The sequence below is a fragment of the Chryseobacterium sp. 7 genome (assembly GCF_003663845.1).
Taxonomy (GTDB): Bacteria; Bacteroidota; Bacteroidia; order Flavobacteriales; family Weeksellaceae; genus Chryseobacterium.
Genome location: NZ_RCCA01000001.1, coordinates 3419328 through 3442325 on the forward strand (window position 1 = coordinate 3419328; position 22998 = coordinate 3442325).

19 protein-coding genes are annotated in these 22998 nt (G+C 36.4%); 7 read left to right on the top strand and 12 right to left on the bottom strand.

Going from position 1 to position 22998, the window contains the following annotated elements; all coding sequences use genetic code 11:
• Positions 1–4 precede the first annotated feature (4 nt).
• The 5 genes from CLU97_RS15635 to CLU97_RS15655 all read right to left on the bottom strand — a co-directional run bounded on the left by CLU97_RS15635 (position 5) and on the right by CLU97_RS15655 (position 5309).
• Complete coding sequence (locus CLU97_RS15635) at positions 5–556, bottom strand: hypothetical protein (RefSeq protein WP_147436495.1); 552 nt, start codon at positions 554–556, stop codon at positions 5–7.
• 141 nt (positions 557–697) lie between these two features.
• Entirely contained in the window at positions 698–1909 is a 1212-nt protein-coding gene (locus CLU97_RS15640; protein ID WP_183084586.1) for an efflux RND transporter periplasmic adaptor subunit, read from the bottom strand.
• Positions 1910–1957: 48 nt separating this feature from the next.
• Positions 1958–3229 carry an ABC transporter permease gene (locus CLU97_RS15645; RefSeq protein WP_121488759.1) on the bottom strand — a complete coding sequence of 424 codons (1272 nt, stop codon included), beginning with the start codon at positions 3227–3229 and terminating at the stop codon, positions 1958–1960.
• A 68-nt stretch (positions 3230–3297) separates the two neighbouring features.
• On the bottom strand, positions 3298–4527 hold the full coding sequence (locus CLU97_RS15650; protein ID WP_121488760.1) for an ABC transporter permease: 1230 nt from the start codon (positions 4525–4527) through the stop codon (positions 3298–3300).
• Positions 4528–4619: 92 nt separating this feature from the next.
• Complete coding sequence (locus tag CLU97_RS15655; protein WP_121488761.1) at positions 4620–5309, bottom strand: ABC transporter ATP-binding protein; 690 nt, start codon at positions 5307–5309, stop codon at positions 4620–4622.
• Between the two features lie 424 nt (positions 5310–5733).
• Here CLU97_RS15655 and CLU97_RS15660 point away from each other — a divergent pair, with 424 nt between their 5' ends.
• The 5 genes from CLU97_RS15660 (at position 5734) to CLU97_RS15680 (ending at position 11484) form a co-directional block, all read left to right on the top strand.
• Positions 5734–6708 (top strand): ribonucleotide-diphosphate reductase subunit beta, encoded by a 975-nt coding sequence (locus CLU97_RS15660; RefSeq protein WP_047378790.1) that lies wholly within the window; start codon positions 5734–5736, stop codon positions 6706–6708.
• A 107-nt stretch (positions 6709–6815) separates the two neighbouring features.
• Positions 6816–7106: a hypothetical protein gene (locus tag CLU97_RS15665; RefSeq protein ID WP_121488762.1), complete on the top strand. Its 291-nt coding sequence runs from the start codon at positions 6816–6818 to the stop codon at positions 7104–7106.
• A gap of 55 nt (positions 7107–7161) precedes the next feature.
• A complete protein-coding gene (locus CLU97_RS15670) occupies positions 7162–8820 on the top strand; it encodes a ribonucleoside-diphosphate reductase subunit alpha (RefSeq protein WP_047378798.1) in 1659 nt (552 codons plus the stop codon).
• A gap of 516 nt (positions 8821–9336) precedes the next feature.
• Positions 9337–9909 (top strand): hypothetical protein, encoded by a 573-nt coding sequence (locus CLU97_RS15675; RefSeq protein ID WP_121488763.1) that lies wholly within the window; start codon positions 9337–9339, stop codon positions 9907–9909.
• Between the two features lie 6 nt (positions 9910–9915).
• Positions 9916–11484: a hypothetical protein gene (locus CLU97_RS15680; RefSeq protein WP_121488764.1), complete on the top strand. Its 1569-nt coding sequence runs from the start codon at positions 9916–9918 to the stop codon at positions 11482–11484.
• A gap of 121 nt (positions 11485–11605) precedes the next feature.
• On the opposite strand, the gene CLU97_RS15685 is transcribed toward CLU97_RS15680, so the two are convergent.
• Positions 11606–14791, bottom strand: a complete 3186-nt coding sequence (locus tag CLU97_RS15685) for a TonB-dependent receptor (RefSeq protein WP_121488765.1) — start codon at positions 14789–14791, stop codon at positions 11606–11608.
• A gap of 318 nt (positions 14792–15109) precedes the next feature.
• On the opposite strand from CLU97_RS15685, the gene CLU97_RS15690 reads away from it, so the two are divergent.
• Positions 15110–16000, top strand: a complete 891-nt coding sequence (locus CLU97_RS15690) for a DUF72 domain-containing protein (protein ID WP_121489765.1) — start codon at positions 15110–15112, stop codon at positions 15998–16000.
• A 137-nt stretch (positions 16001–16137) separates the two neighbouring features.
• Entirely contained in the window at positions 16138–16368 is a 231-nt protein-coding gene (locus tag CLU97_RS15695; RefSeq protein ID WP_121488766.1) for a hypothetical protein, read from the top strand.
• A 43-nt stretch (positions 16369–16411) separates the two neighbouring features.
• On the opposite strand, the gene CLU97_RS15700 is transcribed toward CLU97_RS15695, so the two are convergent.
• The 6 genes from CLU97_RS15700 to CLU97_RS15725 all read right to left on the bottom strand — a co-directional run bounded on the left by CLU97_RS15700 (position 16412) and on the right by CLU97_RS15725 (position 22993).
• Positions 16412–17005: a hypothetical protein gene (locus tag CLU97_RS15700; RefSeq protein WP_121488767.1), complete on the bottom strand. Its 594-nt coding sequence runs from the start codon at positions 17003–17005 to the stop codon at positions 16412–16414.
• A 113-nt stretch (positions 17006–17118) separates the two neighbouring features.
• On the bottom strand, positions 17119–17763 hold the full coding sequence (locus tag CLU97_RS15705) for an HD domain-containing protein (protein ID WP_121488768.1): 645 nt from the start codon (positions 17761–17763) through the stop codon (positions 17119–17121).
• Positions 17760–18605, bottom strand: coding sequence for an alpha/beta fold hydrolase (locus CLU97_RS15710; RefSeq protein WP_121488769.1), 846 nt, complete (start codon positions 18603–18605; stop codon positions 17760–17762). The genes CLU97_RS15705 and CLU97_RS15710 overlap by 4 nt, the downstream gene beginning before the upstream one ends.
• 90 nt (positions 18606–18695) lie before the next feature.
• Positions 18696–19586, bottom strand: a complete 891-nt coding sequence (locus tag CLU97_RS15715) for a ribokinase (protein WP_121488770.1) — start codon at positions 19584–19586, stop codon at positions 18696–18698.
• A gap of 67 nt (positions 19587–19653) precedes the next feature.
• Complete coding sequence (locus tag CLU97_RS15720) at positions 19654–20289, bottom strand: DUF4241 domain-containing protein (RefSeq protein WP_121488771.1); 636 nt, start codon at positions 20287–20289, stop codon at positions 19654–19656.
• 88 nt (positions 20290–20377) lie between these two features.
• On the bottom strand, positions 20378–22993 hold the full coding sequence (locus CLU97_RS15725; protein ID WP_121488772.1) for a valine--tRNA ligase: 2616 nt from the start codon (positions 22991–22993) through the stop codon (positions 20378–20380).
• Positions 22994–22998: the final 5 nt, after the last annotated feature.

Here is a 22998-nt window from a genome sequence, read left to right on the forward strand (position 1 = left end):
ACACTTACATTATTTCAAACCTGTTATCAATAATTTCATTTTTAATTTTCTGAATATTACCAGACCAATACTTAATTTCTTCAATTTTCTCAGGACATTCTTCTATAGGAGTCTTCTGACAGGCAGCTAAATATTCCTGATAAGTTTTCAAAATATCATTCAGATATGTTTCGTAGTCTTTAGGATTTTTAGGAATATATCCTATTCCATCACAGCCACAGCTATGAAAACATTTTCCTGTTTTAAAAAGACCTTCTATAATTTTCCATTCTTTGACTGCTGTTTTTTTGGGAGCCTTGAAATCTTTCCCAAGATCAGCCATCACACTGGTGCACTCAGGACATTTTATAGTCCTATTTTCAATTTCTGAAACAATTTTTTGTAATTCTTTTGTTTGCGCTTTTGTGAAAACATGTCCTATTTTGACAACTGTCTTTCCATTAGAACCATGGTATACCTTTTCTTTTTCTATCCTTTGTATAATATCATAGGCATCCGGCTGTTTAAATGATTTTCTGCATTTAAAACAAACATAATGTGATTTATAAGTTTTCACAGCGTACCTGCACATTTTTCATGAATTTATATGATTCAAATATAGGAATTTACTCTTTCAAAAGGTTTTAGTATAAAAAAAGAATCCCGGAGAAAAAAATTCCTCCAGGATTCACAGTTTAAAAGTGTATAGTGTAGTTTATTATTTTTTATCTGCTTTTTCTTTAAGCTCTTCTTTGTCTTTATCAGATGGGTTCCACACTTTAATTTCAGTGTCGTTTGTAATATTGGATCCCGGAAGTATTTCAACGTTGATTCCGTCACTTGCTCCCAGTTTCACATAAACTTTTTTGAATTTTCCATCTTTTTGTTTTGCTTCTACGAAAGGAACGTCTTTTCCTTGTTTCTTTTCATATTGAACCAAAGATTCATCCAACAATAATGCATTTTTCTTAGAACTTAAAACAATTTCACCGTTTGCAGAAAAACCTGCTCTAATATACTCATTATTAGGATTACTTACATTACCTTCTACCGGAAATTTAATAGTTCCTGCATTATCTTTCCCTTTAGGCGCGATCATGGTTAGTTTTCCGGGGAAAGTTTTGTTTTGTAATGCACCAATTACGATATTCATATCCATCCCTTCGCTTAGCTTTCCGGCTTGCGCTTCATCAATTTCACCTTTAAAGATCAGAACATTCAAATCTGCCACTGAACAAATGGTAGTTCCTGCGTTAAAGTTATTGGCTTCAATTACCTGACTTCCTGCTTTTACGGGAACTTCCAATACGGTACCTGAAGCTTTGGAACGGATTTCGGTAGTTGCCAAACCTTGTCCTTTAAGTTCAGGAGTTGCTCCGGTTTTGGCGATCTGTAATCTTTTTTGAGCGGTATTCAACTGTTGCTGAGCATTTTTCAAAGTCTGCTGCTGAGAATACAACTGCTGCTGAGAGTTCAAATATTCCTGTTTTGAAGCTACTCCCTGCTTGTACAGCTTATCCTGCATTTCAAACTGCTTCTGCATATTTCCTACATTCATCTGTGCATTGCTGATCTGGATCTGGGCATTCTGAACTTCCTGCTGAGCTGCGTTTACTTCAGAGATGCTCGGAACAATTTTTACAGTAGCAATCAGCTGCCCCACTTCTACTTTATCTCCTTCTTTTACTAAGATTTTATCTATAATCCCCGCAATATTGGGTTTGATTTCAATTTCTTCTTTTGGAACAATTTTTCCTGTAGCCATTACCTTATCATCCATATTCTGGACTGTAGGTTTACGGGTAAGGAAAGCCTCACTTTCTTTGGAGTTTGATTTGATAAGATAGCCAAGCCCTGAGAACAATGCCACTGCAAATAAAAGCCCCAACACTATATAAACGGCTTTTTTCCAGGTGAATTTCTTTTTCATATGTATAGTTTATTTTTTATTAAATAGATTGAATGATGTGAAAATTAATTATTCTGTTCTTAATGCTTCAATAGGTCTGATCTTTACGGCTCTCTGCGCAGGGATCATCCCGATTACCAGCCCTAAAATTACCATTACAGCCATCGCAGCAAATACATTCCCATAATTAACCGTCGGGTTATAGAAAGGAAATGAATCCTGCCCCTGGGTAACGGCATTCAGAATCATCAATACAAAAATTCCAAACATGAACCCCAGTAATCCCGAGGAGAGCGTGATTACAACACTTTCCAACAAAATCTGATTTCTTACCTCAGCTGGTTTCGCCCCTAATGCTCTTCTGATCCCAATTTCTTTGGTTCTTTCTTTTACTGTAATCAAAAGGATATTCGAAATGGCAATAACTCCTGCAAGGATGGTTAGTGTACCTACAATGATGGTTAACAACTGCATTCCCGTAAGGAAACCTGTCAGTTTTTTAAATTCTTTTCCTAGGTTGAAACTTCCAAATGCGTTGGTATCTTCCGGTGAAACCTTATTTTTTGTTTTCAACACCTGTTTTACATCTTCTTCTACGGAATTCACATTGGCATTAGGCTTACTTACGATAGCAAACATGTCAATCTGATCCCCAGCATTATACATTTTCGTGTATGTAGAAAGAGGAATAAAAGCTGTTTGGTCATTTTCAAATCCACCTCCTTTTTTCACCCGGAAAACTCCGATTACATTAAAGAACAGTCCTTTAATATTGACCGATTTTCCTATTGGGTTTTCTTTTTTCTTGGCATCAAAGAAGTTTTTATAAATTTCTTCTCCTATTACTACTACATTTTTATTTCCTGAAACATCGGCATCGTTGATGTAACGTCCGAAGATTAGTTTCTTTTCCGAAATTTTATTTCCTACAGAGTAATCTCCGGTAAGCGAATAGGTTCCGTTCTTTCCGTTTCTGGACATGGCTTCTCCGGGGGTTCCGGTGAAGCTTCCTCTTGCATTTTGAGGGGATATATAATCTATGGCGGTTACTTTTCTTTTCAGCATTTCCATATCAGTTAAGTTCAGATGAACGTCTCTTCCCTTAGGAAATCCTTCATACGGAATGGATGTCTTCTGTGCCCACAGAAAGATGGAATTGGTAGCAAATCCTGAAAATAATTTATCAAAACCATTTTCCATTCCTTTTGCTGCTCCAAGAAGGCTTACATACAAAAACATCCCCCATCCTACTCCAATCATGGTAAGAAATGTTCGGAGTTTATTATTCCTCAATGAATAATAAATTTCCTGCCAAGTATCTTTTTTAAATATGATATTCACCTTATTGAATTATTAGTTATAAATTATGAATTATGAGTTCTGCTAATTCGTTTATCTTTTTTCACCAATTACTCTGTTCTCAATGCTTCGATCGGTTTAATTCTTGAAGCTCTGTATGCAGGTACAAATCCTGCGATCAATCCTGAGAAAATCAAAGCAATGAATGCCATAATAATAGACCCCCATCCTACGCTTGGGCTTTTAATGAAAAACTCTTCAAGACTGTTCCCGATAAGATTTAATGTCAAAACACCTATGCCTACACCAACAAGCCCAGATACTACTGTAATGACAACACTTTCCTGAACAATCAGTCCTACAATTCCACTTGGCTTTGCTCCGATGGCTTTTCGTACCCCAATCTCTTTGGTTCTTTCTTTTACAATGTACACCATGATGTTACTGATCCCAATGATTCCCGCAAGCAATGTTCCCAGACCAATAAATCCTACAATGGCTGTAAGAACTGCCATAAATATAAAGGTATCATTCATGTTCTTCGCATTGTTCCAGACACGCACTCCGTTTTCATCATCAGGAGATACATTTTTTCTCGATTTCAATTTATCTTTCAGCTCATCCCCATATTTGATGGCCTGCTCCGGAGTCAGCTTATCACTGTATGAAATGTAAGCAATATTCACCGTATCTGAGCCTTTTTTCATCTGCTGCAAAGTCGTAATAGGTACTGTGATATGTCTTTCATCCCAGTCTCCGCCATCATCCGAAAAAACACCTATTATCTTAAATATAGACCCGTTAATGTCTAATTCTTTTCCTACAGGACTTCCGTTTTTAATCAAATCCCTCTGAACCATTCTTCCGATAACCGCCACATTTTGCTTTCCTTCTAAATCTCGGGGAGTGATATATCTGCCGTCAATCATCTTTCGGTTTTCAATAACCTGCTCTCCGGGTTCAGCTCCGTGAACCTGATAAATCCCGCTTTCTTTTCCATATTTTACCATTAAGCTGGCATTATATCTGGGGCTGGAAGCGCCTACATTCTTTTTATCTGCATTAATAAGGAAATCATAATCGCCGTTATTCAACGTAACCGTTCTGTCAGACTGCAGTCCTTTATAAGCTATTGTGGTTTTCCCTGTAACAATGGTAATCAGGTTTTTGGCATCGCCTGAGAATCCTTCGGAGAAAGCATTCTGAAGTCCTTTTCCAATTCCAAAAAGTACAATAAAAATAAACAGTCCCAAGGCTACTGTAAACCCTGAAAGTACCGTCCTGAGCACATTGCTCCGGATAGAACTGAATATTTCCTGCCAACGATCTAGGTCAAACATTTTTTATGGGTATTTAAAGATTGAAAAATTTAAAGATTAAAAACAAAATCAGTAAAATTTTCAAATTATCTTATTTTCAAATTATCAAATTCCTATAACACAATCTGCTTAATAAACTCATCACTTTCAATAATCCCGTCCTTCAGTATTACATTCCTTTTGGTTTGTGCAGCAACATCCGGTTCGTGGGTTACAACAATGATTGTTTTTCCCTCATTATTAATATCCTGAAGCAGTTTCATAATATCATGAGTGGTTTTGGAGTCCAATGCTCCGGTAGGCTCATCTGCCAGTACCACTTTTGGATTGGTAATCAAAGCTCTTGCAATAGCTACTCTCTGTTTCTGTCCTCCGGAAAGCTCACTGGGAAGGTGATTGGCCCATTGTGCAAGTCCTACTTTCTCCAGATATTCCATAGCTTTCAGATTTCGTTCTTTTCTCGGTACATTCTGATAGTACAGAGGAAGAGCTACATTTTCCAAAGCTGTTTTATAATTGATAAGGTTAAAAGACTGGAAAATAAATCCTAAAAATCTACTTCTGTATTCTGCAGCTTTTATTTCAGATAAATGTTCAATAGGAACACCATCCAATTCATAGGTTCCTGAATCTTTTTCATCCAGAATCCCAATAATATTAAGAAGCGTAGATTTTCCGGAACCGGAACTTCCCATAATAGAAACAAACTCCCCTTCAGAAATATTCAGATTAATTCCTTTGAGAACATGAAGCTTGCTTTTTCCTGTATCGTATGACTTATTTAAATCCTGAATTACTAACATTAAGTGATGTATGTTTTATACCCAATAAGTAGATGATATTTTCAAATTGTTACAAGAATAAAAATTTATTCAAATATTTTTTTGTTTAATATTTTAAACCTTTATTCATAGCACTTTACAAAATTTTGTTTAACCGTAACTTCGGTTTTCCATCTATTTACCCCCTAGATTGCGGTGTAGCCTATTATTCGAGCCTGTTTCATGTAAATGTGGAAAACTTTTCAGGCTAAAAGTCAGCCGATTAGTATTTACCTCTTTCAAAATCAGTTCTTTTTTTCGAACTTTGCTATTAGTTCTTTACAAGAAATATGGATTTGCGGAAGTGAATAACTTTAATTCACAACTCACAGAAAAACAAAAAGTTAAGTATTTCAGGAACGTTATCCACAGGGATCTAAATTATTTAATTATAAAGATATTTAATATGGGAATTTTTGATAAAAGAGTAAGTTATAAGCCATTTGAATACCCGGAGGTTCTTCAATTTGTAGAAGCCATCAACAAATCGTTCTGGGTACATTCCGAAGTGGACTTTACTGCAGATGTTCAGGATTTTCATTCGCAGTTGGAACCACATGAAAAGCATGCTGTGAAAAATGCGCTGTTAGCCATTGCACAGATCGAGGTGTCTGTAAAGACATTCTGGGGGAATTTATACAACCACCTACCAAAACCGGAATTCAATGGATTAGGATCTACTTTTGCAGAATGCGAGTTCCGTCATTCTGAAGCATATTCCCGTTTATTAGAGGTATTAGGATATAACGACGAATTCCTTAACGTGATCGAAATTCCTGCTGTAAAAGGAAGAATTGAGTTCTTAGGAAATGCTTTAAAACATGCTAATTCGGCTACTCCTAAAGAGTATGTTTCTGCTTTACTGTTATTCAGTATTTTAGTAGAAAATGTTTCTCTTTTCTCGCAGTTTGCCATCATCCTTTCTTTCACAAGATTCAAAGGATTCATGAAAAATGTTTCCAATATCATCGCATGGACTTCCGTAGATGAACAAATTCACGCCAATGCAGGAATCTACCTGATCAACAAAATCCGTGAAGAACAGCCTGACTTATTAACAGACAGCGATATTGAAGATATCTACACATTAGTAGACGAATCTATCGCGAGAGAAGGTGATATCCTTAGCTGGATCTTCGAATTGGGAGAAATCGACAATGTTTCTAAAGAAGATTTATTAAACTTCATGAAATACCGTGTAGATGACAGTCTGAAGAAAATCAACATGAAAACAAGATATAACATCACTCCGGAGCAATACAAACCAATGGTATGGTTCGAAGAGGAAGTTTTCGCCAATTCATTAGATGATTTCTTTGCAAAAAGACCTGTAGATTACACGAAGCACGATAAAAGTATTACGGCAAACGATTTGTTTTAATACGGAGGCGCGAGCGAAGCGAGCGTCAAAGCAGTCAGTATCAGGATTAATTCCTTTCTGATTCATAAGTGGAATTGCTGTTCATTAATAAAGCACAAGTACAAAAAATGATCAATGTAATAGTAACCTATACGGTAAACCCCGAATTTGTTCCAAACAATAAAACCAATATCCAAAAATTCCTGGAAGATTTTAAAAATTTAGATCCTTCCACCTTTGAATATAAAGTTTTTGTAAAGGAAGATGGTGTTACTTTTGTCCATTATTCAAACTACGTTAATGAAGAAGTTCAGCATGAAGTTTTGAATGTTCCGTCTTTTAAAGAATTTCAGAGATTAAGAGACGAAAGCGGGCTGAACGGTTCCCACAAAGTAGAAATTTTACAATCAATATTATAAAAAAACAAAATTCCGGAGTGATTCTCTCATTCCGGAATTCGAAAATATAACATCTATGGAAGAACAAAATTCAAATATATGGTGGCTCAATGAAGAGTCTGAGCAAATGCTGAACAGAGGATATCTGTTGAAAGGTGAAACGGTAGACGGAGCTATCGACAGAATTACCACTGCCGCTGCAAAAAGGTTATATAAACCAGAACTTCAACCGGCATTCAAAGAGATGATCACAAAAGGATGGATCAGTTTCTCTTCTCCTGTATGGGCTAATATGGGTACAGAGAGAGGTCTTCCTATCTCATGTTTCAACGCTCACATTCCGGACAGCATTGAGGGAATTACTCACAAAATGGGTGAAGTTATCATGCAGACCAAAATCGGAGGAGGTACTTCAGGATATTTCGGGGAATTGAGAAACAGAGGAACAGCGGTAACGGATAACGGAAAGTCTTCAGGAGCCGTTTCATTCATGAAGCTTTTTGATACAGCTATGGATGTTGTTTCTCAGGGAGGCGTAAGAAGAGGTGCTTTTGCTGCGTATTTAGATATTGACCACGGAGATATTGAAGAATTTTTATCCATTAAAGATATTGGTAGCCCTATTCAGAACCTGTTTACCGGAGTATGTGTACCGGATTACTGGATGCAGGACATGATTGACGGTGATATGGAAAAACGTAAAGTTTGGGCAAGAGTATTGGAAAGCCGTCAGCAAAAAGGTCTTCCGTATATTTTCTTCACAGATAATGTGAACAGAAACAAACCTCAGGTGTATAAAGATTTAGGAATGACGGTAAACGCAAGTAACCTTTGTTCTGAAATCATGCTTCCTTCTACAATGGAAGAGTCTTTCATCTGCTGTCTGTCTTCCATGAACTTAGAATTATACGATGAGTGGAAAGATACAGATGCCGTAAAATTAGCAGTATACTTCCTTGATGCTGTATTATCCGAGTTTATTGATAAAACTGAAGGTAACTACTACCTACAGGGAGCAAGAAACTTCGCTATGCGCCACAGAGCTCTGGGATTAGGTGTTTTAGGATATCATTCTTATTTACAGAAAAACATGATTCCGTTTGAAAGCTTTGAGGCAACTCAGTTCAACGCGAGAGCATTCAGACATATTAAAGAGCAGGCTGAGCAGGCTTCAAGAGAACTTGCCAATATCTATGGAGAACCGGAAGTATTGAAAGGATACGGATTAAGAAATACCACTACAATGGCTATTGCTCCTACTACTTCAAGTTCTGCCATCTTAGGGCAGACTTCTCCCGGAATTGAGCCTTTCTCTTCTAACTATTATAAAGCAGGTCTTGCCAAAGGAAACTTTATGCGTAAGAACAAATACCTGGCAAAACTATTAAAGGAAAAAGGGCTGGATAATGAAGAGACATGGAGAACGATTATGCTCAACCATGGATCCGTACAGCATTTGAACGAGCTTACTCCTGAAGAAAAGGCAGTATTCAAAACGTTCAAAGAAATTTCTCCAATGGAGATTATTTCTCAGGCTGCCCAAAGACAGCAATACATTGATCAGGCACAGTCTCTGAATCTTCAGATTCCTTCTACAATGCCTGTAAAAGATGTAAACTATCTTTATATTGAAGCTTGGAAAAAAGGAGTAAAAACACTTTACTACCAAAGAAGTTCATCTGTTTCAAAAGAAATGATGGTTAACTTCGTATCATGTTCAAGCTGTGAGGCATAGAATTCACAAATAATAAACTTCTCTATAGGAAACACGCTTTTTTAGCGTGTTTTTTTATTATAATTAAAATTTAACAAAAATTTAACATTTGGACTAAAAAAATCTATTTCCCGTTAATCATTCATTAATACTGAAAATAATACGCCTTCACTCCCTACACTGTGAATCAAGTCCCTATATCATTGACTTTTCATTATTATTGTGAAGTTATTTTATATACATTTGTTGAAAATAAACTAAATAAAATAGTTTTTTGATAAAAATAACCTTAACAATCAAACGTTTTATAATCAATTTAAGTTTATGATTTATTTAAATGAATAACCAAACGTTATTGTTAAAAAACACAAAACAAAGGAGAAAAATAAATAGAACACATATAATTCACAATAAAGTGAATATTAAATAAACACAAATCTTTCAAAATCACATTACTTATAACACAAATAAAAAGTAAATAGCTAATTGCTATTGACAAAAATTGCTATAAAATAAACACAAAAAAATTATTTCGAAATGAATAAAGTTATTGCCTTAATACTATTTCTATTTAGTATTACTTCATTTGCACAGGTAGGTATAAACACGTCAGCACCTGATCAGAGCTCAGTTTTAGATGTTACAAGCACTTCCAAAGGGGTACTTCTCCCGAGAATCAGTAATCCAGCCACTATTACCAATCCGGCTACAGGACTTGTTATTTTTGACACCAACAAAAAATGTATCAGCCAAAATGTAGGAACTCCTGCAACCCCAGATTGGGTATGCCTTTCTCCATATGTAGCTAAATTTTTCTACATGCCCAGCGTAGTTTTTGACACAACTACAACTTCAACGGGCCAAACGAAAGATCTGTACACTTTATATAAAAATCAGTTTTCGAATGTCCCGGCTAATGCAAGAAGTGCATCTGCTCCGGCTTCGATACCCTTTTTTCCTAATGCAACAGATTTATACTATTATGTAACAGGCTATGATACTTCTGTTTTTAAAATAAACAGCATAAGCAGCACAGGTGTATTGAATTATGATGTTTTATCAAATGCTACTTCAGCCTCTTTCATCAACATTGTATTTGTTGTAAAATAAGCAGCCATGAAAAAGAATATTAAAAGGCTGCCATGGATGAGCCTGATTTTTGTACTGCTTACCAACTTTATGTATGCGCAGACAGACAGTACTGAAGTGGCAAGTATATATGGGTTTTATTCCTATTCCAGTTCGCTGATGAATGCTTCTTCAGCCTCTGAACTTATGATACAGGGAAACGCTTCACATACTTCTACCGGTGTACAGCTTACTCCTGCAAGTTCAGGGCAGTTTGGTGGTCTATTTATCAATGGAAGAACTTTCACTTCCGTAAACGGGCTTCATGTTGAATTCGAATATGACATGAAAAACGGAACCCCCTTAAGTGGTACTTACGGAGACGGTTTATCTTTTTTCCTGTATGATGGAGCGGTGACAAGTCCTGCAATTGGAGCCCCGGGAGCAGGCCTTGGATATTCGTATAACAGGACACAGAATACCTACGCCAGCCAGAGAAAAGCAGGTTTATCATCCGCTTATCTGGGTATTGCTTTGGATGAGTTTGGAAATTTTAAATCAAAACGTTTTCAGGGTGAATCCAGGATAAACGGAATTGCCGGAGTAACATGGTCACAACCAACAAGCCATGTCACTTTAAGGGGAGCAAAAGGCGCTGCAATTAATACAACAGGATTAGGAGATGGCTTTACCGGATATCCTGTTCTGATTACAAGATCTACTTTAAGCAATACGGGAACTGTAGGCAGGGTATTACAAACTGACAGAAGCTATCTGACTACTTCCAACACTCTTTCTTCAGTATTTGATCTCAGAAACAATGCCGGAGAATTCAGAAAAGTATATCTTGACCTGATTCCCCATTTCATAAGCACTACCGCAACAGACGGATTTGATATAAAAGTGGATATTCAGACTGCACAAAGCGGAACACCTGTTAATATTATTAATTATTATCATTATAAAACCTCAGTACCTTATACTGAGAATGCTAATCCTCAGACGACTGATTTTAATACTTCAGATACGGAAGGAGCAGCAACTCCTCAAACTCTTGATGCAACGATTCCTACCTTTCTAAAGCTAGGTTTTGCGGCCTCTACAGGAGCTGCCTTTCAGCAACATATTATCCGAAATGTTAAATTAACACTTCCTTATTCGGCAGTAACAAATGATGATGCAGCTTCTACATGTAAGCTTCAAGCAGTTAATATCCCGGTTTTTAATAATGATATAGCCTACAAAGGCCCAATCAGCATTACGACTCCACCTACCGGAAGCAATACTAATATTGATTATTCAACATTCAGTTTTGCAAAAACCAGTGATACCGATCTTACGCTATACCGTAAAAAAGTAACTGCTGCTGGTACATGGACCTACAACAAATCAACAGGCATTGTCACTTTCAATCCTTCAAGCGGGTTTACAGGAACAGCTACAATGACTTATAGTGTAAAAGGAAAGACAGTAAAAGATTCAAATGGTAAAATTATTGAACCCTATGGTGATACTGCTTACCGGTCTGTTCCAGCCACTATTACTGTTAGTTTAAAAACTTCGGGTTGTATTTATCCTGTCATTTCAAACAGAATGATTACACAAGGAGTAAAATAAATTATGAAAAGATCTTCAAAACAATGAAGATCTTTTTAATGTTACATGCTGCAAAAAAGGTCCGGATTTTCTTTCCGGACCTTTGAAAAAGAATGATATGAAGTAAAATGTAAAAGCGTTATTAAAAATTATATCGAACTCCCAGCTGAGCCTGAAATCTTGATGCAAACTGATCAATAGTATATGGCAGTCCCGGAGTTTTGAAATTGTAAGTAGGATCTCCGGCAGACGGCTGTCCTGTTGCAATATTTCCAACCTTAGTTAATCCCACACTTGCAGTAGAATTGAAAGTATTAGGTACAAAATAGACCTTACCCCAGTCTTTGTTCAACAGGTTGGTAAAATTGATGATGCTCAAAGAGATTTGTATATTATTTTTAGATTTCTTACTCAGCTTGATTTCATCCATGATCCTGATATCCGCCTGGATATTCCATGGAGTAACATCTCCGTTTCTTTCCGTGAATTTACCTCGTCTGGATTTCAGATAATCGTTACTGTTGACAAAGTTTTCGTAGTCTGCAATCTGTTGCTGAGCAGTTACCACGACGTTTCCTGCAGCATCTTTTATAGGAACGATATATTTGGAAGCTTCTGCAGCATCTTTAAAGATATAAGCAAGCCCTGCAGCCTGTCCTGTGTTGGCAATTGTACTGTTTACAAATCCCCAAGAAAAAGGATTTCCGGACTGTGCATTGAAATACACGTTGGTGTATAACCTGTTCATATCTGAAATATTAAAGGCATATCCAAGGTTAGCGACCACTCTGTTTTTGATGGCGAAGTTGGAAGTAGTCAATTTCGGATCATTAGGTGTCAGAGATTGGTTCATCTGCCAGTTACTTTCCATGGAGTTTCTGATACCGTTGGTAATATCTTTAGCATCTCCGTAAGTATAAGCTACAAAGAAATTAAATCCGAAATCATACGATTTTGAAAGCTGTGCCGTCAGGTTATAACGGTATCCTTCTTTTGTATTGGATAAAAGATAGGCATTAGAGAAATTATTGTTGATATTGGTAGTATAGATCGGCATTTCATGATTTGTATCATAGCTGTAATACGTCACATTATCCGTCTTGTTCACCTGCTGGAATTTCAGATCATAAAGTACTTTTGTGTAGATTCCTTCTAAAGTTAATTTATATCCTGCTAAAGTATAATCAAAAGCTAATGAGCTTCTCCACACTCTTGGCATTTTAAAGTTGTTATCAACAAGGTCTACCTGTACTTTGGATGAGTTTTGCCATTTCGGGAAATTGGCGCTGTTCAATGGATCTCCGTTGGCAGCAAGCTGTGCTGGTGTTGGTGCATTATAATCATAGCTTCCAAAACCTACTCCATCATTATAATAAGCATATCCTAACCAGGCAAAAGGAATTCTTCCCACAAAAATACCCGATCCTCCTCTTAATACCATAGATCTGTTTTCTGTAAGATCAATGGTAAATCCAAGTCTTGGAGAGAACGTAGGTTTATTCAGATAGTTGTTGGTAAGCTGGCTTAAAGGAGTGTAACTGTAAGTATTTCCAGCATTCGGATCCTGAGGAGAGCTGGTTACCAATGGGCTCAACTGCGGTTTATTTGGTAAGTCTGTATAATCTATTCTTACTCCCGGTGAAAGTCTCACTCTTCCCCAGTTGATTTCATCCTGAAGATACATGGAAAGGAGATTTACCTTATACTGAGCATACGGATTATCAAAAAGAGTTTGTCTGCTATCTCCGTTAAAAGGGTACGTTCCTCTTATCCTTGCAGGTGTTCCATTATAAAAATCAGTCAGGTTTTTATAGGAAATCCTTCCGTTTAAAGCATTCACAAAACCATAATCAATATTGTAAAGTTCATTGTGGGTTCCTAATAAGAAGGTATGGTTTCCTGTTTTGTAGGTAAGGTTATCTGTAATTTCAAAGGTTTTTTGCTTCATATTAAAAACCGTTGCCTCCCTGTCGTTTCCAAGAAGAATAGTTCCTCCGTTGTAAGCAATTTCCACCTGCGGAAACATGGCGTTCCCGGAAGTAGGATCTCTGTAGTCATGAATGGAAGAATATCCCACCACCAAATTGTTGCTCCATTTATCATTAAAACGGCTTTTCAGCTCAAGTGTAGTAGTGGACGCTGTATTTTTCTGAACGAAATCCATGCTGGAAAATCTGAAGTTAGCTCCATCTCTCTCCAGGTTGGATGCCTGTGAAAATACTGTATTGTTTTTAATGGATAATGTATGTTTATCATTAATCTTCCAGTCTAACTTATTAAAAAGTTTAGAACTTTCGGAGAAGTTATTGTACTGGTTAAAGCTTCCTACATTGAATCCATACTTATTTCTTACAAAATCTGAAATCTGCTGAGCTACCTGTTCATTCACCAATGCTCCCGGATCGTTGGCATTATAAAATACAGGATCTGTTCTTTTAGTGTATTCCAGATTGGTAAACAGGAATACCTTATCTCTTACAATCGGCAATCCTACTCTTCCTCCATAGATAAAATCTTCAAAATCGCTAGGCATTTTAGAATTATCCCCTACTCTGTTTCTACCGGTAATGGATGCATTTCTTCCGTATGCATAGATGGATCCTGTAACATCATTACTTCCGCTTCGGGTCACTGCATTAATACTTCCCCCAAGGAAATTTCCTAATTTTACGTCATAAGGCGCAATATACACCTGCACATCCTGTATAGCATCCAGACTTATAGAATTGGAACGCGTGCTGCTTCCCGGCATTCCTGAAGTACCAGTCTGTCCCCCTAATGAAGGACTGAAACCGATAGCATCGTTATTGATAGAACCATCAATTGTTACGTTATTATAACGGAAATTGGTACCGTTGAAAGAGTTGTTAGCACTCTGGGGAACCAGTTTGGTAACATCCTGAATTCCGCGGTTGATATTGGGAAGACCGGAAATTTCAGCCTGGCTGATCCCTACTCCATATTTTGCGGTCGTCTTTTTGGAGGTAATTTTTACTTCATCAATTGTTTTTTCTTTGCTGCCTACTTCTACTACAGGCAAATCGTTATTTCCTAAAGAAAGCTGCAGATTAGGATTTTCATAGATAACCTGTGATCCGTCAGATATTTCAATTTTATAAGGTCCTCCCGGCTGAAGATTATCTAAACTGAACTGCCCTTTGCTGTTACTTTTCGTTTCAAAGGTACTGTTGGTAGGAATGTGTACTACCTTTACTGTAACTTCGGAAGAGATTCCCTTTAACCTTCCGAAAATCTTAGAGCTGGTTTCCTGTGAAAATGCAAACCCGAATGATAACAGAGCAAAAGCACAGATGATTTTTTTCTTCATATTTTATTCGCTATAAACTTGGTGTAAAATTAGATCTAGTAAAAATGAAGTATGGTAACATAGAATTAACATTACGTAACAGAATGTTTAATATTTCCTTAAAAAAAGCTTAATAGAAAGGGGGTCAAAATCTTAAAAAATTTTCTACACAAAACCTAAAAAACAATCTATTCTTCAAGTGTTTCAAAAGGTTTTCATTTCTTAAAATTTCATTATTAACAACTGTTTCCTCTTGAAATACTTTCCGTACAAATCATAGAATGCTCTGATATTTTTGGTTTATATTTGTGTTTATTGTTTAATGCCAAAACTACAGATATGAAATTCGGACAAGTAGAAGACCCTTCAAAAATAGATTTCACATTACCTAAAGACCATCCAAGAACTAAAGAAATATTGGCTCTTAATAAAAAAGGACTGGAAAACATTTCTATAGGATGTGCGAAATGGAACAAAACAGATCTTAAGGGATTTTATCCCAAAGGAACTAAAGATGAACTGACATATTATGCCACTCAGTTTAATTCTATCGAGCTGAATGCTACGTTCTACGGAATGCCTACGCCTGATCAGGTCACCACATGGAAGGAAAAGACTCCGGCGGATTTTAAATTCTTCCCCAAAATTACCAATACCGTTTCCCATTTCAGAAGACTGATTGATGTGACAGATCCGGTAACCCAATTTGCATCTTCCGTTATCAATTTTGATGAGAAACTGGGAATGGCTTTCTTACAGCTTCATGATAATTTTAAGCCTAAAGATTATGACAGGCTGGAAAAATTTGTAAAGGAATGGCCAAAAGAAGTTCCGCTGGCCATTGAGCTTAGAAATACGGAATGGTTTACTGATGAGGAAATTCTGAATACAACCTGTGAGCTTTTCGAGGCCCATAATATCACCAACATTATTGTAGATACTGCCGGAAGACGAGATATGCTGCATATGCGTCTTACAACTCCCAACGCATTCATCCGTTATGTGGGTGCAAATGCAGAAAGCGATTACGAAAGGCTGGATGACTGGTTGAAGCACCTTACCAAATGGAAGAAGGAAGGCCTTCAGAATCTTTATTTCTTCGTGCATCAGAATATTGAAAAGGCCTCTCCATTATTATCAGCTTATTTCATCAAGAAAGTGAATGAGGAATGGAAAACAGATATTCATATTCCACAAATGGCTACAGAGAGTACAGGGACACTTTTTTAAGTGATATTGTGTCAATTTAATAGAATAATTTCGATATCTCTTTTAAACTGTAGTTTCTTTCCCTTTCCTGAAGAAAAAATTCGTAAATTAGAGTATAATGTTTTTCATCAATCATTATACTTTAAAAAACATAAATCATGGAAAAGGAAATTTGTACTATCAGTATTGCCAATAACTGGCTTGGTGATGAATATATTTTTTATGACAATGATACCATAAAACGAGTATATGACAGCCACAGTATGAACCCCAATAAAACGGAGTGGGTTGCCCCAAAAAGTATTAATAAACACACTAAAGACAAACTTATCAGAGCCTGCCCTGAAGATTATAAAGAACAGGTCATGCATATTCTTGATTATCCTTAACAAAACAAAAAAGGGAATGAACTAAAAGTCTCATTCCCCTTTTTTATTTATTTTTTCGAAGAAGCAATACCAGATTCAGAAACAGCAGAAGGAAATCCAGTGTAATCCAAATGCCCAGTTTTGTATTTTCATAATTGTAAGCATCTACTTGCTTTTTGGCTGTCTCAGAAAGCTTCATGCTCTGATTGATGTAATTCTGAACTTCCACAATCTGATCAATATTTTTATTGGGTACAGAATGCTGGGAAAAATACACCAGGTTTTTCTTTCCGAGATATCCTACGATCCAGTATTCATCAGACTTATCCATTTTCAGATATTCTATTCTGTAATATTCCGGACGTATTTTCCCGATATGCTTGGGCTCAAGGGTTGTATTTTTGTCGGTCTTATTTACATTAATCATGTAAAAGTCTAATGTCTGAGGAAGTTTATTCACCACCTGCAATCCTACAGAATTATCTACAAATGCTACCGCACTTTTTTTGATAAACCAGTAAGTAAAAACAGATATTGAAAAGACCAGTGTTACAATACGAAACAGCTTTGCCCACTTCGCCATCCTTCCTGATTTTACTTTAAAGAAAACCAAAGAAAGAACAGAAGCCAGAAATATTATAAAAATAATGAGTGTCATATTTTACAAAGATACTTCTTATCTGTATTTTATCTCTATCTGGGATCAATTTTTTAATTTTCATCATCCGTATTAAGATAAGATTTCATTTATTTTTTTCTCCGGTGTACTGGTTAATCCACATTCCATTCTTTATAAAACTGGTCGAGGAAATTCAGCATATATTGGTGTCTTTCTTCGGCCATTTTTTTTCCTTTTGGGGTATTCATCATATCTTTCAGAAGCAATAGTTTCTCATAGAAATGATTAATGGTGGTACCATCAGATTTTTTATATTCTTCTTTAGACATTCCCAATTTGGGTTTTATATCCGGATGATACATGAGGTTATTCTTAAAACCTCCGAAATTGAATGTTCTGGCAATTCCAATAGCTCCTATGGCATCAATACGGTCTGCATCCTGCACAATCTGAAGTTCAATGGGTGGGTTTACGGGTGCCTGATCTCTGTTTTTGAACGAAATATTTTCGATTACAAATAAAACCTTCTGAATGGTTTCTTCGGAAACATTCTGTTCTTCAAGAAATGTTCTGGATATTTTAGGTGCAATGGTTTCATCTCCGTTATGGAATTTAGGATCTGCAATATCATGAAGAAGTGCAGACAGCTCTACTACTTCTTTGTCACAATCTTCTGTTTCTGCAATCTGAGCTGCCAGTTTCCAGACTCTTTCAATATGAAACCAGTCATGTCCGGCTTCTGCTCCTTCTAATTTTTCTTTTACAAACGCTACGGTATTGTCAATTGTACTTTTCATTGATCTATCAGTTCATTTAAAATAATATTCCAGAGTTTGCTGTTGTAACTTCTAAAAAAATTGATGTGTCCTATTTCTTTTTTATCAGATTCTGAAACATTTACTAATCTATACGTGGGCTTAAGATTAGGATAGGTATCATTTAATAAACTTAGTACTCCTTTTTCTGTAAGCCAGATATCATCTTCTGCCCGGATTACAAATACTCTTTGCGTCAGATTTTCAGAGAAATTCTCAATTTTTTCCAACAGCCTGTTGGTTGATTTCTTGTTTAAAATTAAGGTTCTCCAGTCATATGCGCAATTTTTTGGAAGACTTTCTCCCAATCCAAACCAATGTGCAGGAAAATATCCTAATAATGAAGTGGTTAATGGCTGGGCAATCCCAAAGCCCAAATAGGCTTCTACTTTCGTCATTCCTTTAAGGTTTCCTACAAAGGCATTTTGTGTTCCTACAAAAACAAATTCTTCAAATATTCCGGAGTCTTCATTCATTCCCAAAATCAATGCTCCTACAGAATGGCCTAAACAGTATTTTTTATAATCTTTAAAATGGGTTTTAATATATTGGGTTAAAGCTTTATAATCTTTTGATCCCCATAATCTCATGGAACCATGAAATCCTCTCATATTTTCCGGCTTGGAAAGACCTATCCCTCTGTAATCATAAGTAATTACCGTAAAGCCCTGTTCAGCAAAATAACTGGCAAAGGAAAAATAGACCTGTTGTTTTACTCCTGTTGCTGAGTTGATCAGCAGTAATTTCCCGTTCTCTTTTTTCGGTTTAAAGAGATGGACAGCAAGTGAAATATCGTCTTCTGTGGTCAGTATTAGTTTTTCCATAGTATCAAAAGAAAAAATCCACTATAAAAGTGGACATTTTACTTATATTTTTATGTTAAGTTTCAGACTTTTGATATGTCGTAAATAGCTTTAAGAAAAGAAATCCGAGATTCTCGGCAGTCCTGTCTGGGAGCCTTTGCCTCCGGAAACTCTTGATGAAACTTCATTTCCGAATTTCACACATTCTTCAATAGAATTTCCATGGCAAAGCGCAATGGCAAATCCTGATGTAAATGCATCTCCCATTCCCATTTTATGAACTTTTTCATCTTTGTCATTTCTGTAGTATTTCATTTCTGTACCATCAAAATAAATGGTGGAGTTAGTATCATCTCTTACAAAAACTTTATTGAAATATTTCTTAAGAACTTCTTCTCTTTTTTCTTCTCCGAAAATAATATAGAGTTCATTGCTCTTGGCTACAATAAAGTCTACCATTTCCAGGATATCTTCTCTGACTCTCATTGCAGGCGAAGCATATAATCCTACTTTTTTTCCGTACTGTTTTGCTTTTTTAACGGTATGCTCCACTACATCCATAGAAATTTCAAGCTGTATCAGCACAAGATCTGTGGTGTGAAAATATTTTTCCGCTTCATCTATATGAGGTTTGCTAAGATATTTATTGGCTGCCGGAACTACCACAATAGCTGCATTCCCATGAGAAGTCGTTACATAAGCTGTTCCTGTAGCGTCTTTATCCGTCTCATGAACAAAACCTACATTTACATTTTCACTTACCAGATTCCTCATAATCTGCTGCCCAAGAGGATCCATCCCCACACATCCTATAAAGTATACACTTGCACCCAGTCTGGCAGTACCAACCGCCTGATTAGCTCCTTTTCCTCCAAAATAGCTGTCTGATCTGACGGCTAGAACGGTTTCGTTGGGCATAGGAATTTTTTCGGTTTCAAGAACCAAATCTATAGAGGAGCTCCCTACAACAATAATTCGGGGTTGTTCTGATGAGAAATTCATTGTGTTTTGTATTAGCTTTAAAATTTATACCTGACAAAATTGTATTTCAAAAATAAATAATTTAAAATTAACTTATTTCGATAAATTCTGTAATTATTTTAACTGGTTTTTGATCTTTACTGTAAGCTATATAACTTGCATAAAACCCTTCGCCATATCCGGTTTCAAAAGCAAATATAGTCCCGGGATGATCTTTTGCGGGCTTCAGAAAAGCATATTGATCTATGGCTCCTTTTTCGTCAAAGAAATAATCATGGAAAAATTCTTCGTAGATTCCCATAAAGTCTCCTCCTTTATTTTGATATAATTTCTGTTCCAATTCGTTGAGACTGTTTTGGGTATCAACATCCATGAAACATCCCATCCCGCTTTCTACGGGATATCCGAAAACTTCTCCTTCCGCCAGTTCTTTTATATTCTGTCCTGCTGTAGTAGCCATTTTCCATTCTTTAATTTCAGAATTATCGAATATAATTTCGGCATAAGCTACACAGTTACTCTCCCTTTCTTTATGTAACATTACAGAAAAATCTCCTTTTGGAAATTCTGTGGTAAAAGGAAGCATATCATTAGTAATCAAAGGATCACAAGCAACAAGCTTTCCACTGGAAAGGTAAATCTTTCCAACTTCAAAACTTTCCAGCAACGGATTTTCTACAAAATCTTTTGAGAATAGTTTCTTTATGTTTTCTATATGTGTCATTGTAATTTATTCTTTTAAACCATCAGGCTGGATACCATTGTAAAAGTGTACCCAGCCTGAGATTTTGACAAAATTTATTGTCTATATTTTATAAACTTTTCAGTTTCTCTTCAAGGATCGCAATCTTATCCAAAGCATCTTTTTGTTTCTGACGCTCAACCTCTACGATTTCAGGTTTTGCATTGGCAACAAATTTTTCATTGGAAAGTTTCTTTTCTACGGAAACTAAAAATCCTTTTAAATATTTCACTTCTTCTTCGGTTTTAGCCTTTTCTTCTCCTAAATCTAAATTTTCACTTAAAGGAATAGAAACTTCAGTAGCTCCTACAAGGAAAGTAAAGCTTGGTTTATCTGTTTTCTGTCCGAAGTGGATTTCAGAAATATTGGCCAGTTTTCTTACGACAGCTTCATTGGCAAATTCAGAAGCGTTAGTATAAACCTCAGCGGCTTCTCTTGGGGAGATTCCTTTTGTCTGACGGTAGTTTCTAACTCCTGAAATTAGTTCTGCTGCCGTTTCGAAGTTTTTAATAATTGTTTCATCAAATGCTCCTGCTTCTTTCTGCTGAGCAATCACCAAAGCTTCATCAATACTTCTTTCTGAGATCGTCTGCCACAATTCTTCTGTTAAGAAAGGCATAAACGGGTGAAGAAGCTTCATTAATTCTTCAAAAAAATAAATGGTTTTGTCATAAACTTCTTTAGAAATTCCTTCTCCATAATTCGGCTTGATGGCTTCAAGATACCAACCGCAAAAATCATCCCAAATTAATTTATAGATCAAATGCAATGCATCAGAAATTCTGAATTTCTCGAATTGATCATTAATTTCAGCAATTGTTTTGTTCAATTTGTTTTCAAACCATTCAATAGCCTGGTTATCTGTAGCTACAGCTGGTTTATCTTCATGGTTCCACATATTGATCAGACGGAATGCATTCCAGATCTTCGTCATAAAGTTTCTTCCCTGAAGCATTAAATCTTCATCAAAAAGAAGATCGTTTCCAGCTGCAGAGCTCAATAGAATACCTACACGTACTCCATCTGCTCCGTATTTATCCATTAATTCAAGAGGATCCGGAGAGTTTCCAAGAGATTTAGACATCTTTCTTCTCTGCTTATCTCTTACAATCCCTGTAAAATAAACATTCTTGAACGGAACTTCTTTTCTGTATTCCAATCCGGCCATAATCATTCTGGCAACCCAGAAGAAAATAATATCCGGACCTGTAACCAGATCAGATGTTGGATAGTAATAGTTGATGTCTTTATTTTCAGGATCAAGCAATCCGTCAAATACAGACATTGGCCATAACCAAGATGAGAACCATGTATCTAATGCATCATCGTCCTGTCTAAGGTTTTCTATCGTCAGGCTTAAATTTTCTGTTTTCTGTTTTGCCAGCTCTAAAGCTTCTTCTTTAGTTTCTGCAACTACGAAATCATTTTCTCCTTCTCCATAGTAATATGCAGGAATCTGCTGCCCCCACCAAAGCTGACGGGAAATATTCCAGTCACGGATGTTTTCCATCCAGTGTTTGTAGGTATTTTTGAACTTTTCAGGATAAAATTTAACCTCATCATCCATTACTACGTCCAAAGCTGGTTTCGCAATTTCAGACATTTTAAGGAACCACTGTACTGAAACTTTCGGTTCAATAACAGCACCTGTTCTCTCAGAAGTTCCTACTTTATTTACATAATCTTCTGCTTTAAGCAAAAGATCTTTTTCTTCAAGTTCTTTAGCGATTTGTTTTCTTACGTCAAATCTGTTTTTCCCTGCATAATGTAAACCGTGCTCGTTAAGATTTCCATCATCATCCAGCGCATCAATCATTTTCAGCTGATGTTTCTGTCCGATTTCATAGTCATTGATATCGTGAGCAGGCGTAATTTTCAACGCTCCTGTTCCGAATTCAATATCTACATATTCATCTTCAATGATCGGAATTACTCTGTCAACAATCGGTACGATAACATTTTTACCTTTCAGGTGGGCATATCTTTCATCATTAGGATTGATACATACAGCAGTATCCCCAAAAATAGTTTCAGGACGTGTAGTCGCTACTGAAAGAAATTCTTCAGATCCTTCGATTTTATATTTAAGAAAATATAATTTTCCGTTTTGTTCTTTAAATATTACTTCTTCGTCAGAGATATTGGTTTTCGCTTCCGGATCCCAGTTCACCATTCTGTAGCCTCTGTAGATTAGTCCTTTATTATAAAGGTCTACGAAACTTTTGACAACCTGCTGTGAAAGCTTATCTTCCATGGTAAAACGGGTTCTGTCCCAATCACATGAACATCCCAGCTTTTTCAACTGCTCAAGAATGGTTCCTCCATATTTATTAGTCCAGTCCCATGCGTGCGTTAAAAATTCTTCACGGGTAATATCTGACTTATTGACTCCTTCAGACTTCAGTTTAGCAACAACTTTAGCTTCAGTAGCAATTGAAGCGTGATCTGTTCCCGGAATCCAACAAGCATTAAATCCGCGCATTCTTGCACGACGGACCAGAACATCTTGAAGGGTATTGTTCAGCATATGACCCATGTGTAGTATTCCCGTCACGTTTGGCGGAGGAATGACTATGGTATATGGTGGTTTGTCATTAGGTTCCGAATGGAAAAATTTGTTTTCCAACCAGTAACTGTACCATTTTTGTTCTGTTTCCTGTGGATTGTACTTTTCTGAAATCTGCATAAATT

Excerpts from the sequence above, each read along its gene's own strand:
- CLU97_RS15650 (WP_121488760.1), bottom strand. The coding sequence starts at position 4,527 with ATGTTTGACCTAGATCGTTGGCAGGAAATATTCAGTTCTATCCGGAGC.
- CLU97_RS15705 (WP_121488768.1), bottom strand. The coding sequence starts at position 17,763 with ATGAAAAGTACAATTGACAATACCGTAGCGTTTGTAAAAGAAAAATTA.
- CLU97_RS15720 (WP_121488771.1), bottom strand. The coding sequence starts at position 20,289 with ATGACACATATAGAAAACATAAAGAAACTATTCTCAAAAGATTTTGTA.
- CLU97_RS15715 (WP_121488770.1), bottom strand. The coding sequence starts at position 19,586 with ATGAATTTCTCATCAGAACAACCCCGAATTATTGTTGTAGGGAGCTCC.
- CLU97_RS15655 (WP_121488761.1), bottom strand. The coding sequence starts at position 5,309 with ATGTTAGTAATTCAGGATTTAAATAAGTCATACGATACAGGAAAAAGC.
- CLU97_RS15700 (WP_121488767.1), bottom strand. The coding sequence starts at position 17,005 with ATGACACTCATTATTTTTATAATATTTCTGGCTTCTGTTCTTTCTTTG.
- CLU97_RS15695 (WP_121488766.1), top strand. The coding sequence starts at position 16,138 with ATGGAAAAGGAAATTTGTACTATCAGTATTGCCAATAACTGGCTTGGT.
- CLU97_RS15690 (WP_121489765.1), top strand. The coding sequence starts at position 15,110 with ATGAAATTCGGACAAGTAGAAGACCCTTCAAAAATAGATTTCACATTA.
- CLU97_RS15660 (WP_047378790.1), top strand. The coding sequence starts at position 5,734 with ATGGGAATTTTTGATAAAAGAGTAAGTTATAAGCCATTTGAATACCCG.
- CLU97_RS15640 (WP_183084586.1), bottom strand. The coding sequence starts at position 1,909 with ATGAAAAAGAAATTCACCTGGAAAAAAGCCGTTTATATAGTGTTGGGG.
- CLU97_RS15670 (WP_047378798.1), top strand. The coding sequence starts at position 7,162 with ATGGAAGAACAAAATTCAAATATATGGTGGCTCAATGAAGAGTCTGAG.
- CLU97_RS15665 (WP_121488762.1), top strand. The coding sequence starts at position 6,816 with ATGATCAATGTAATAGTAACCTATACGGTAAACCCCGAATTTGTTCCA.
- CLU97_RS15680 (WP_121488764.1), top strand. The coding sequence starts at position 9,916 with ATGAAAAAGAATATTAAAAGGCTGCCATGGATGAGCCTGATTTTTGTA.
- CLU97_RS15710 (WP_121488769.1), bottom strand. The coding sequence starts at position 18,605 with ATGGAAAAACTAATACTGACCACAGAAGACGATATTTCACTTGCTGTC.
- CLU97_RS15725 (WP_121488772.1), bottom strand. The coding sequence starts at position 22,993 with ATGCAGATTTCAGAAAAGTACAATCCACAGGAAACAGAACAAAAATGG.
- CLU97_RS15685 (WP_121488765.1), bottom strand. The coding sequence starts at position 14,791 with ATGAAGAAAAAAATCATCTGTGCTTTTGCTCTGTTATCATTCGGGTTT.
- CLU97_RS15675 (WP_121488763.1), top strand. The coding sequence starts at position 9,337 with ATGAATAAAGTTATTGCCTTAATACTATTTCTATTTAGTATTACTTCA.